Source organism: Pseudoalteromonas sp. APC 3495 (assembly GCF_030407645.1).
In the GTDB taxonomy this organism is placed as follows: domain Bacteria; phylum Pseudomonadota; class Gammaproteobacteria; order Enterobacterales; family Alteromonadaceae; genus Pseudoalteromonas; species Pseudoalteromonas tetraodonis.
Window position 1 is genome coordinate 138,249 of the sequence record NZ_JASDDA010000004.1, and the last position, 11,145, is coordinate 149,393.

Genomic DNA, 11,145 nt, shown 5'->3' on the forward strand with positions numbered 1-11,145 from the left:
ATATTTATATCGCGCTTTTTACTTGAGCCTTTGCCCTCGCTCCACTAAAATAGCGCACTTCAAAATCACTGAGGTCTGCCGTGTTAGTTAACTACAATCCCCCTATGAGCCCGTATTTAACTATACTGTTTCAAGATGATGATTTACTTATTGTAAATAAGCCTAGCGAATTACTCACCGTCCCAGGTAAAGACCCAAAACATGCCGATAGCTTAATAAATCGCGTCAACCGTGTTTTTCCTAGTGCTAAAATTGTTCACCGTTTAGATATGGCTACCTCAGGCATACTTTGCTTAGCAATGAACAAAGCCGCTCACCGCCATTTAAGTATGCAATTTCAAGAGCGCGAAACAGCAAAACGTTACATTGCACGAGTATACGGACAACTTGAAACTGAAACAGGCTCCGTTGACTTACCGCTTATTTGCGACTGGCCGAACCGTCCTAAGCAAATGGTTGATCATGACAATGGCAAACCTTCGCTCACTCATTTTAAAGTCCTTGAACGTGAAGCACAGGCAACCCGTGTAGAGCTTACTCCTATTACAGGGCGCTCACATCAGCTGCGCGTGCACATGCTAAGCTTAGGCCATCCTATTTTAGGCGATCGCCTCTACGCCCATAAAGACGCACTTGCTGCTGCTCCTCGGTTACAATTACATGCACAAATGCTACAACTCAAACACCCTGTAACGGAGCAAGTACTTACTTTTGAAGCTGAGCCCGAGTTTTAACACGGTTTAATCTTTTAGCTATTTACAGTAAATAGCTAAACTTTAAGAGCACTACGCCGATACATAAATAAGATTTAAATTAAAAGCTTATTATGTTTATTACGCAGATGTTTAAAGTCATTATTACTACTCTTGTGCTTGGCTGTACGTTAATCAGTTTTCAAGCGCTTAGTGCTGAGTATATCGCTCCCCCTCCTTTTTCAAAAAATATTGATGCGGATATCTCTCGCCTAGCCCAAAGTGATGAAGTAAAGCCTATTTTAGCTGGTGATACTGAGTTTTTAACTTTATACAGTGAATATATGAGTGCGGACTTTAGAGGTGTTGTAATACTTATTCCTGACTGGCAATCAACGCCAACAAACAATGCAGGCATGAACTTTTTACGTAAAGAACTGAATAACCACGGGTATACCTCTTATGCGATGACAGTGCCTGATATTGATTGGCAAGCAGCTCAAGATGATGCAGCAAAAACGATTAATGATCCTGTGGGCACAAATAATGAAACAGCCAACGCAAATACTAAGCCTGACACCAGCACACAAAAACAGCCCCATCATGCTGACTATGTTGAACAAGTAAATACTAAAGTGGTAGATAACTATAAATTAAAACTAGTCGCTCGCTACGAAGCTTTATACCAACAAGCTGCGATGGAGTCTGAGAATATTGTTGTTATTGCACAAGGCACCAGTGCTGGGGTGTTGTTGGAGCACTACGCTGAATTTTCAGACTCAAAAATAAGCGCCTTCATTAGTTTAAGTAGCTACCTTCCTAATACAAAACGTAATGCAAAGTTAAGCCAAATAACATCCTTGGTCACCCCCGCTTTGTTGGATATTTATTTTGCTACAGACAGTAATGATATCTTAATGAACCTTAAAAACCGTCAGCGTTGGGTTAATCGAAATGCAAAGTTTGATTATCGCCAACGTCAGTTGTTTGGATTACGCGATGCGCCGCAGCAACATGCACGGCTAAGCAAAGAAATAGACGGGTTTTTACGCCGCCTTTTTTAAATACTCGTATGCCGCTTGAATATCTTGGCTTTTTTTAACCGCGACTTCCATCATATGCTTAGGTAAACCTTGCGATACGAGCTTATCAGGATGGTGCTGAGCCATGAGCTTTCGGTAGGCTACTTTAATATCACGTTGCGATGCGTCTTTATTTAACCCTAATAAGGCCAATGCTTGCGAACGGTTCATATCATTACTTGGTGGTACATGATGTCCTGAACCTTCACGGTAGCTGCTACTTTGACTTTGCTGCTGTTTAAAACGCTGTTGTTGCTGCCTAAAGTTAAACTCTGCTTGATAACGTTTTAATACAAAGGCAAAGTGTGCTTTAGACACACCTAGCTGCTTACTAACTTCTTGCAGTAATTGCTTTTCTTGTGCAGCAAGTACCCCGTCAGAAAACGCCATTTGAATTTGAATTTCTAAAAATAACTGCAGTAAATCGTAACGTTTAGCAAAACGTTCTTTAAAATCATAAACCGTATCTTTGAGTGAAAAGTCGCTGTCTTTACCCGATTGAAACGCCTGCTGCGCTTCACGGCGCTCTTCGCCTTTTAAGCCCATTTCATCCATAAACAGCGTCGCTGCTTTAATGTGGGTTTCGCTAACACGGCCATTCGACTTGGCAATATGTCCCATTACCGCAAAGCAACTCGAAAAAAACAACGCTTGGCGTTCGTTAACATCATCGCCTTTAAAAAGGTTAGAAAAGCCGCCAGCTTTATCAAAGTCTTTTTTTAAGCTTTTATCAAACATATGGCCTAGGTATAAGCCTAAAATGGCACCAAATATTTTGCCAAACATAAAACCAAAACAGAAACCGAGAATTTTTCCCCACATTTTAAAACTTACCTCTAATGTTTTATATTTAGCTTATGGCGCTAGTTGTTGGTTAAGAGCCGATAAACGCTCTGGTGTGCCTATATCGTCCCATTGGCCAATATAGAGTTCAGTGGAGACTAAATGTTCATTTAATTTTTCACGTAGCAAAGGGCCTAATGGCCGAATGCCTGGGGCTAGCCCCTCAAAAAAGTCAGCTTGATAACGCCCTATCCCTGAAAAGGTATACCGCTGGCTATTTGTCGGTAAGTGGCTCAGTGCAAAATCGCCATCAGGATTATGCGCAGGGTTTTCAACCAATACAATGTGCGCCTCTTTAGGCTGTAAATGTAGCTGCATTAATGCACTGATATCGTAGTCGCTGTAAACATCCCCATTAATCACAATAAATGATTCATCAAGTAAAGGAAGCGCTTGAATAATACCGCCTGCGGTTTCAAGCCCGCCCGTCACTTCTTGGCTATAGGTTATAGTCACGCCCCACGCGCGCCCATCTGCAAAATAGGTTTTTATTTTATCTCCTTCCCACGCAAGGTTAATTATTATTTGAGTAATACCTGCAGCCTTTAGGCGTATAATATGATGCTCAATCAGTGGTTTTCCCACTACACATAACATAGGCTTAGGTAACTCTGCGGTGAGCGGCATCATACGTTTACCGCGCCCAGCGGCTAATATCATCGCCTTCATGGTTGTTCCTCTTTTAACCGCTGTTGCACCTTTGGCACCACGCTAGTTTTTATCAAAGCCGATAAGTCGCTAAGCTCAGGGTATTGTGCCGCCACCTCTATTACGTATTCAAGTGTAGGGAGTATATTTGCTAAGTAACCTTGTTTACCATCACGCAAATATAAACGACAAAAAATACCCGCCGCTTTTAAATGGCGTTGCAAACCCGTTAAATCAAACCAATATTTAAATTCTGCAAATGACTCGTTAGTTATTAAACCTTGGCGTTTAAATTCGTCGTAACCAAACTCAAGTAAATGATTCAGCTCGTCTTTAGGCAATTTAAAGTAGCAGTCTCTTAAAAGTGAGACTAAGTCGTAACATAATGGGCCTTGTACCGCGTCTTGATAATCAATAATCGCCCATTGCTGCTCGCAGCGCATAATATTACGACTGTGATAATCCCGGTGCATTGTGACTGTGGGTTGCTCAAGCAGTGTATTTATTAGCAGCGCTGTGCTTGTTTGCCAAGTCTGTTGCTGCTCTGCACTGAGCTCTGCGCTAATAAAATCATTAACCAGCCAATTTTTAAAAATATCCAACTCTAATGCAATAAAGTCACGGTCATACGGATTCATTGACGGCGCGGCTGGAATTTTTGCCCACTTGGCACTTAAACTGATCAGTTGCTGGTAATACTCGCTGCGATTGGCATCATCAAGCAAGTCAGCTAAATGGGTGCTACCTAAATCACTTAGAATAAAAAAACCTTGCTGCTCGTCACTATGAATAATGGATGGTAATAAAAACCCCTGCTCAGAAAACACCTTGTTTAATGCAATATAAGGGACGTTGTTAACTTTTTTTGGATCGGAGTCCATCACAATAAAGTTTTTATTTTCAGCGTTTAACCTATAATAACGGCGAAAACTGGCATCTGCAGTTATTGCATTAAGCGCATAGGATTGCTCACCAAAGTGAGTATTAATAAACTGTTGTAAACTCTCAAAGCGTGTCATTTTATAAGCTATCTATTTTTCACTAATTACTTTGCCATTGTTTTCCTTTATTATGTATAGCTTGTAACTAATCACAGAGCATAAAGGTCGATAAATGAGCAAAACCTGGGGCATTTTGATGCTAAGCGTACTGAGCGCACCATCGCTTGCCGAAACTGAACTGACACACAACTTTTGTGGCACTTCAATGCAAACCAGAGCTTGGCAACCGCTTGCTGGCCTTGAGCTTGGAACGGTTGATATCAGCGCTGATGACGTTGAGCTTTTAGGCACACAAAGCGCTGAATTTACTGGCAATGTTGATATTAACACCGTTAACATGAGTTTGTCCGCACAATCAGCACTGATTGATAAACAACGTGGCCTGCTTAATGCCACTGGCCCAATTACCTATCGCGATTATGTAAGCCACGTACAAAGTTCGGGCTTAAATGCCGATTTAAATAACTCAGCATTTAGTTTATTAGGCGCACAATACAGCCTAACACAACAACAAGGTAAAGGCGGCGCGGAAAAGCTCACCATCGATAAGTCTGGCTTAATGCTGATGAATGCAAGCTTTACTGCGTGCCCAGGTAATACGCCTGTGTGGGCTATTGAAGCCGATGAAATAAACTTATCACGTGAAGAAGGCTGGGGCGAAACCTACAATGCCGTGCTACGTATTTTAGATACGCCGGTACTCTATTTACCTTATTTTACTTTCCCACTCGATGAGCGCCGTAAGTCAGGCTTATTAACGCCCAGCTTTTCAAGTTCAGATCGCTATGGGTTAGAAACGATTACGCCTTATTATTGGAACATTGCCCCTAATTATGATGCCACTATTACCCCGCGTTATATGTCACGTAAAGGGCTACAGTTACAAACTGAATTTAGATATTTAACCCCAGAGCACCAAGGTTTAGTGGCTGTAGAATATTTAAATAAAGATGACTCAGAGCCTGAACTTAACGAGCGCTTTTTGTTTCATTGGCAACAAAAAAGTTATATTGGTGAAGACTGGCGAGCCAGTATTGATATTACCAATGTTAGTGATGACAACTACCTAACTGATTTAAACTCCGCTTATGCCAGTAAAACCGATACGCAGCTTTATCGTACCGGCTCGCTAACCCATATGGGCGAAATGTGGCGTACTGATATAAAAGTGCAAAACTTTGAAGTACTAGGTGACCACTTAGAATCATACACGGCGTTACCACAAATTAGCTTTACCCAAACTACCCCATGGAAAATTGATTATTTCGATTTTAGTGTTTCAGGCGAGCTGAGCCATTTTACTAACAGCTCTGCGGTAATTGATCAAGCTACTCGCGTGCACATCGAACCTAAAGCACGCTTTGATTACAAAGAGTATGCCTGGTCATTTTTATCTGAAGTAAGCTTGCTTCAAACTAACTATAAACAAGACGGTGATTTACAGGGTACACAGTATAGCGATAATGTTTCGCGTACTTTGCCAAAAGTGCGCTTATATTCTCAGCTTAACTTTGAGCGCGACACCTCAATTTTTATTGACGATGGTATTCAAACTCTAGAGCCACAAATTCAGTATTTATATACGCCTAATAAAGATCAGTCTGACATTGGCTTATACGATACCACCAAGTTACAAGATGACTTTTTTGGTTTATTCAGGGATGCGCGTTTTTCAAGTGTTGACCGAATTGCCGCAGCTAATCAATTTACGCTCGGGGCTACAACGCGTTTATTTGATAAGAAAAATGAAGAAGTATTTAACTTCAGCGCAGGCCAAATATTTTATTTAAGTGATTCAGCCAAGCCTACAGAGCAAGGGCTTAATAGCGATAGTAACTACAATGCCTTGTTTGCAGCGCAAACCATGTTACATTGGCACCGCCGCTGGTATTTATCGGGTGGTATTCAGTACGACACGGATGGCAAGCAAATTATCCAGTCAAATTTAACCTTAGACTATAAAGGTGACGATAATCAGCTGGTTCAATTGAACCATCGCTATGCAAATGATGTCTCAGGAAATACAATCGAGCAAGCGGGCTTATTTACAAGCATCCCTATCAGTGACGAGTGGCAATTTATTGCAAGTTACCATCGCGATCTTGATAATAACCGCAGTATTGAAGTATTTAGTGGATTACAGTATGAATCGTGCTGTTGGGCGTTCCAAATTACTGGCCATCGCCAAATTGAAACTGATTTAAATCAGTCAATTGGGCAACCCCAAGCCACTTTTGATTCGAGTATTCGTTTGAATTTTGTATTAAAAGGGCTTGGTAGTAAAAGCCGTTACGATGCTCAAAAATTATTACAACAAGGTATTTTTGGTTATCGTAGGCCGTATTTTCTTAATGACTAAACTGCTTTATTTATAGTAAAAATTTACAAATAACTATATCAATTTAGCCGTATTTAGCATTACAACAGTACTATTAGTAAGAGTAGTAAAAAGAATATGAATTTAAAAAAATTATTAACATCAGCAGTTTTAACGTTCAGCTTATGCCAAAGTGCATTTGCCGCCCCTGTCGAAATAGATAAAGTAATTGGTATTGTAAACCAAGGCGTTATTTTAAAAAGTGAAGTAGACACCATTGTTGATCGCGTAAAAAAACAAGCAGAAGAACAAAACCAACAGCTGCCAAAAGACGAAACACTGCGTGTTCAGGCGATTGAGCGTTTAGTAAATCAAACCTTGATGATGCAGATGGCTGAGCGTATGGGCTTAGAAATTTCAGATAGCCAGCTTGACCAAACCCTTGCCAACATGGCTAAAGAGCAAGGCGGTACAATTGCTGATTTGCGTCGTACTATTGAAGCGTCGGGTGAGAGCTTTCAAGCTTACCGCGAAGAAATTCGTAAAGAGATAACCACGCAACAAGTTACGCGTGCAAACGTAGACCGCCGTATATATGTAAGCGACCAAGAAATTGATAACCTACTAAAAATTATGGATAGCCAAGGACAAAATGCCGAAGAATATGATATTGGTCATATTCTTATCGATATTCCAAGTGGTGCAAGTGCAGACGACGTAAGCTCAGCAAAAACACGCGCAGACAAAGTTATTGAACTGCTGCAAGATGGCCAAGAATTTAAGCGTATTGCCATTTCATCATCAAGTGGCTCAAAGGCCCTTGAGGGCGGCCAATTAGGCTGGATGGGTATTAACGAAATGCCATCGTTATTTGCAGAAGCTGTAAAAGGTAAAAAGAAAGATGCGATTATTGGTCCACTTCGTTCCGGTGCGGGTTTCCACATCATTAAAGTACAAGACGTACGTGGCCGCCAAGTAGTTGAAACCACCGAAGTTAAATCTCGTCATATTCTTATTAAGCCTTCAATCATTTTAAGTGAAGAAAAAGCACGCACTATGCTAGCAGGCTTTGTTAAAGATTTACGCGCCGGCGATGCTGACTTTGCAGAACTTGCTAAAGAATACTCACAAGACCCCGGTTCAGCACTTAAAGGTGGTCAATACGATTGGACTGATCCAACCACCTACGTGCCTGCGTTTAGAGATACGTTACTATCACTTGATAAAAACGAAATCAGCGAACCATTTAGAAGTCAATTTGGCTGGCACATTGTGCAGTTACTAGATAAACGTGTTGCAGATAAGACCGAGCAAGCTAAACGTAATCGTGCACATGGCATGTTGTTTAATCGTAAATTTAAAGAGGAAAGCTTTAACTGGCAGCAAGAAATGCGCGAACAAGCCCATGTTGAAATTTTCCCAATAGACGAATAATTATGACTTTAAGAATTGCGGTAACCCCCGGAGAGCCTGCAGGCATTGGCCCAGACTTGCTATTAAAACTGGCACAGCATAGCTGGGATGCGCAACTAGTAGCGATTGCAGATGCATCGCTACTAAAACAGCGCGCTAAGCATTTAGGTTTAAACATTGAATTAATTGAATTTGATGAACAAGCCAAAGCAATGCCAACAGCGGCTGGCAGCTTATATATTAAGCAAATTGATTTAGCAGAACCCGTTGAGCTTGGCGTGCTTAATGACGCCAATGGGCAATACGTGTTAGATACATTACGTATTGCCAGCGAAAAGAATATGGATGGCACATTTGATGCCGTTGTTACGGGGCCTGTTCACAAGGGTATTATTAACCAAGCCGGCATTTCTTTTAGTGGCCATACTGAGTACTTTGCTCAGCAATCAGGTACAGCCGATGTGGTTATGTTATTAGCCACTGAAGGTTTGCGTGTTGCCCTAGTAACTACACATATTCCGCTTGCTTATGTCTCTCGTGCTATTACGCAAGAGCGACTAGTTAAAGTGGCTAATATTCTTAATCATGACTTGAAAACGAAATTTGGTATTGAGCAACCACGCATTTTAGTCTGTGGCTTAAACCCGCATGCTGGTGAAGATGGCCATTTAGGCCGAGAAGAAATCGACACGATTACGCCTACACTTGACATATTAAGAGCTGAAGGGATGAACTTAATCGGTCCTTTACCAGCCGATACCCTATTTCAAGATAAATACCTAAATGAAGCCGATGCAGTGCTGGCTATGTATCACGATCAGGGATTACCTGTGCTAAAATACAAAGGATTTGGTAAGTCAGTGAATATAACTCTCGGCCTTCCATTTATTCGCACCTCAGTCGATCACGGTACTGCGCTTGATTTAGCCGGTACAGGCGATGCTGATGTTGGCAGTTTTGAATTAGCGATCCGCGAAGCAATTAAGCTCGCCCATGAAAAAGCACAGAATCAATGACCGATAAAGTACACTTAGGACACCGCGCCCGTAAACGTTTTGGCCAAAACTTTTTATTCGATGAGTCAATCATCGACAAAATCGTCACCGCTATCGATCCTAAACCGCAAGATAATTTAGTAGAAATTGGCCCAGGTCTAGGCGCCATTACCGAGCCTGTTGCCGATTTAAGTGGCCATTTAACGGTTGTTGAGCTAGATAAAGATTTAGCCCAGCGTTTAATTGAACACCCATTTTTAGGGCCAAAACTAACCGTAAACCAAGGCGATGCAATGAAGTTTGATTTTGCAAGCCTAGTTAAAGATGACAAAAAACTAAAAGTATTCGGCAACCTGCCGTACAACATTTCAACGCCTTTGTTGTTTCACCTGTTTGAATTTGCCGATCATATTGAGCACATGCACTTTATGCTGCAAAAAGAAGTGGTAAAGCGCATGGTAGCAGGCCCTGGTAGTAAAACCTTTGGTCGCTTGAGTGTGATGACTCAATACTACTGTAATGCGATGCCTGTAGTAGAAGTACCACCAGAGTGCTTTAAACCTGCACCTAAAGTAGATTCTGCGGTTATTCGCTTAATCCCCAAAAAGGCAGAGCAGCGCACAGCTAAGAGCGTTAAAATATTAAATACAGTCTGTTTAGAAGCGTTTAATCAACGTCGTAAAACACTACGCAACAGCCTAGGCAACCTTTTAACCGCTGAAGAGTTAACCAGCATTGGCATTGATATCACCTTGCGTGCTGAGAGCCTGTCGTTACAACAATTTATTGATATAGCTAACTGGATTTATGACAACAAGCAGTAATATAGGATCACCTGTAAAGGTATCTGTAGAAACATTTTATGTAGAAGAGCAATCGCAACCTGAACTTGATAAGTTTGTGTTCGCCTACTCCGTTACTATAAAAAACCACAGTTTATGCAGTGCAAAGTTACTTAGCCGTTATTGGCTAATTACTGATGCCAATGGCAAAGAAGTAGAAGTGCAAGGCGAAGGTGTGGTCGGTGAAACCCCAGATATAGCCCCAGGTGAAAGCTACAAATATACCAGTGGTGCAATAATAGATACACCAGTAGGCACCATGCAGGGACATTACACTTTACGTAACGAGTTTGGTGCTGAATTTAAAGCACCCATAAACGTATTCCGCTTAGCCTGTCCTAATATCTTACACTGACAAAAACAGGTAACAATGGCCGACTACGCGATAGGTGATTTACAAGGCTGCTTTGACGAATTTAGTTTATTGTTAAAGCAAGTCGACTTTAACCCTAGCAAAGATCACTTATATTTAGTGGGTGATATTGTCGCTCGCGGCCCAGACTCTAAAGCGTGCCTTGATTATATTTATCAACATCAAGACAGCGTTAGCGTCACATTAGGCAATCATGACTTACACATGATTGCCTGTTATTTAAATAACGTTACACCTAACCCCAAAGACAAACTCACTGCACTGCTTAACAGTAGTAAACTGCCCCACTACATCGCGTTTTTACAAACTCAGCCTTTAGCGCTTTATTTAGAACAATATAATTGTTTTATCTCTCATGCAGGCCTTAACCCTGATTGGTCGTGCGAGCAAGCCATTAAGCACGCTCAATTTTCGCAGCAATGTTACAGTCAAAACAATGCCGAGTTCTATTTTAAAAACATGTATCAGCCTCACCCGCTAAAATGGACGGAGCAACTTGATGATGCTGCTAAATTTCGTTACATCGTTAATTATTTCACTCGCATGCGCTTTATTACGCCTGATAATTTGCTCGATTTTAATGCAAAAGAAGCAACAACAAATTCATCATCACTAATTCCTTGGTTTTCTCATCCTGCCATTATGAACGCTCAACATGACCTAATTTTTGGACACTGGGCAGCACTTGAAGGCAAAACGCCCTACAACCACCTCTATGCTCTAGACACGGGTTGCGTATGGGGTGGCTCAATGACACTAATAGAACTGCAAAGTAAGCAAAAATTTTCAGAAAAATCACAACTTTTGTCTAAATAAACTGAAAAAAGTTAATACATCTGTTAAGTTTAAGAGTGGATGTTAAATTGTATAATTACAAAACATTCACAATAATGTGTAAAAAATAGCAATGCTCTTATAATTGAGTTAAACATAGACAGT

General features: G+C 41.1%; 11 protein-coding genes. 8 read left to right on the forward strand and 3 right to left on the reverse strand.

Annotated features, from left to right (window positions below; all coding sequences use genetic code 11):
* Positions 1-80: 80 nt before the first annotated feature.
* Together rluA and QL984_RS02985 are read left to right on the forward strand one after the other, a co-directional pair.
* Positions 81-734, forward strand: a complete 654-nt coding sequence (gene rluA, locus QL984_RS02980) for a bifunctional tRNA pseudouridine(32) synthase/23S rRNA pseudouridine(746) synthase RluA (RefSeq protein ID WP_083494664.1) — start codon at positions 81-83, stop codon at positions 732-734.
* Between the two features lie 92 nt (positions 735-826).
* Positions 827-1,756 carry a DUF3530 family protein gene (locus tag QL984_RS02985; RefSeq protein ID WP_058155257.1) on the forward strand — a complete coding sequence of 310 codons (930 nt, stop codon included), beginning with the start codon at positions 827-829 and terminating at the stop codon, positions 1,754-1,756.
* Here the strand turns inward: QL984_RS02985 and djlA are convergent.
* From djlA to QL984_RS03000, 3 genes are read right to left on the reverse strand one after another with little or no spacing between them, the layout of a single operon-like run.
* Complete coding sequence (gene djlA / locus QL984_RS02990) at positions 1,739-2,596, reverse strand: co-chaperone DjlA (protein ID WP_008113211.1); 858 nt, start codon at positions 2,594-2,596, stop codon at positions 1,739-1,741. The genes QL984_RS02985 and djlA overlap by 18 nt on opposite strands.
* Positions 2,597-2,629: 33 nt before the next feature.
* Entirely contained in the window at positions 2,630-3,286 is a 657-nt protein-coding gene (gene murU, locus QL984_RS02995) for an N-acetylmuramate alpha-1-phosphate uridylyltransferase MurU (protein ID WP_290171962.1), read from the reverse strand.
* Positions 3,283-4,284, reverse strand: a complete 1,002-nt coding sequence (locus QL984_RS03000) for a phosphotransferase (protein ID WP_058155259.1) — start codon at positions 4,282-4,284, stop codon at positions 3,283-3,285. Before QL984_RS03000 ends, murU begins: the two co-directional genes overlap by 4 nt.
* 94 nt (positions 4,285-4,378) lie before the next feature.
* Between QL984_RS03000 and lptD the strand changes: the two genes are divergently transcribed.
* The 6 genes from lptD (at position 4,379) to QL984_RS03030 (ending at position 11,022) form a co-directional block, all read left to right on the forward strand.
* Positions 4,379-6,625, forward strand: a complete 2,247-nt coding sequence (gene lptD / locus QL984_RS03005) for an LPS assembly protein LptD (protein ID WP_008464121.1) — start codon at positions 4,379-4,381, stop codon at positions 6,623-6,625.
* A gap of 96 nt (positions 6,626-6,721) precedes the next feature.
* Positions 6,722-8,017, forward strand: coding sequence for a peptidylprolyl isomerase SurA (gene surA, locus QL984_RS03010; protein WP_008464120.1), 1,296 nt, complete (start codon positions 6,722-6,724; stop codon positions 8,015-8,017).
* 2 nt (positions 8,018-8,019) lie between these two features.
* Entirely contained in the window at positions 8,020-9,012 is a 993-nt protein-coding gene (pdxA, locus tag QL984_RS03015) for a 4-hydroxythreonine-4-phosphate dehydrogenase PdxA (RefSeq protein WP_016899195.1), read from the forward strand.
* Positions 9,009-9,815 (forward strand): 16S rRNA (adenine(1518)-N(6)/adenine(1519)-N(6))-dimethyltransferase RsmA, encoded by an 807-nt coding sequence (gene rsmA / locus QL984_RS03020; protein WP_010391631.1) that lies wholly within the window; start codon positions 9,009-9,011, stop codon positions 9,813-9,815. The genes pdxA and rsmA overlap by 4 nt, the downstream gene beginning before the upstream one ends.
* Positions 9,799-10,188, forward strand: coding sequence for a Co2+/Mg2+ efflux protein ApaG (apaG, locus tag QL984_RS03025; protein WP_008113223.1), 390 nt, complete (start codon positions 9,799-9,801; stop codon positions 10,186-10,188). The genes rsmA and apaG overlap by 17 nt, the downstream gene beginning before the upstream one ends.
* 15 nt (positions 10,189-10,203) lie before the next feature.
* Positions 10,204-11,022 (forward strand): symmetrical bis(5'-nucleosyl)-tetraphosphatase, encoded by an 819-nt coding sequence (locus tag QL984_RS03030; protein ID WP_138764314.1) that lies wholly within the window; start codon positions 10,204-10,206, stop codon positions 11,020-11,022.
* The last annotated feature ends 123 nt before the right edge of the window (positions 11,023-11,145 follow it).

Coding starts and splice junctions, on each gene's coding strand:
- djlA (WP_008113211.1), bottom strand. CDS start 2,596: ATGTGGGGAAAAATTCTCGGTTTCTGTTTTGGTTTTATGTTTGGCAAA.
- QL984_RS03000 (WP_058155259.1), bottom strand. CDS start 4,284: ATGACACGCTTTGAGAGTTTACAACAGTTTATTAATACTCACTTTGGT.
- rsmA (WP_010391631.1), top strand. CDS start 9,009: ATGACCGATAAAGTACACTTAGGACACCGCGCCCGTAAACGTTTTGGC.
- lptD (WP_008464121.1), top strand. CDS start 4,379: ATGAGCAAAACCTGGGGCATTTTGATGCTAAGCGTACTGAGCGCACCA.
- QL984_RS03030 (WP_138764314.1), top strand. CDS start 10,204: ATGGCCGACTACGCGATAGGTGATTTACAAGGCTGCTTTGACGAATTT.
- apaG (WP_008113223.1), top strand. CDS start 9,799: ATGACAACAAGCAGTAATATAGGATCACCTGTAAAGGTATCTGTAGAA.
- surA (WP_008464120.1), top strand. CDS start 6,722: ATGAATTTAAAAAAATTATTAACATCAGCAGTTTTAACGTTCAGCTTA.
- QL984_RS02985 (WP_058155257.1), top strand. CDS start 827: ATGTTTATTACGCAGATGTTTAAAGTCATTATTACTACTCTTGTGCTT.
- murU (WP_290171962.1), bottom strand. CDS start 3,286: ATGAAGGCGATGATATTAGCCGCTGGGCGCGGTAAACGTATGATGCCG.
- pdxA (WP_016899195.1), top strand. CDS start 8,020: ATGACTTTAAGAATTGCGGTAACCCCCGGAGAGCCTGCAGGCATTGGC.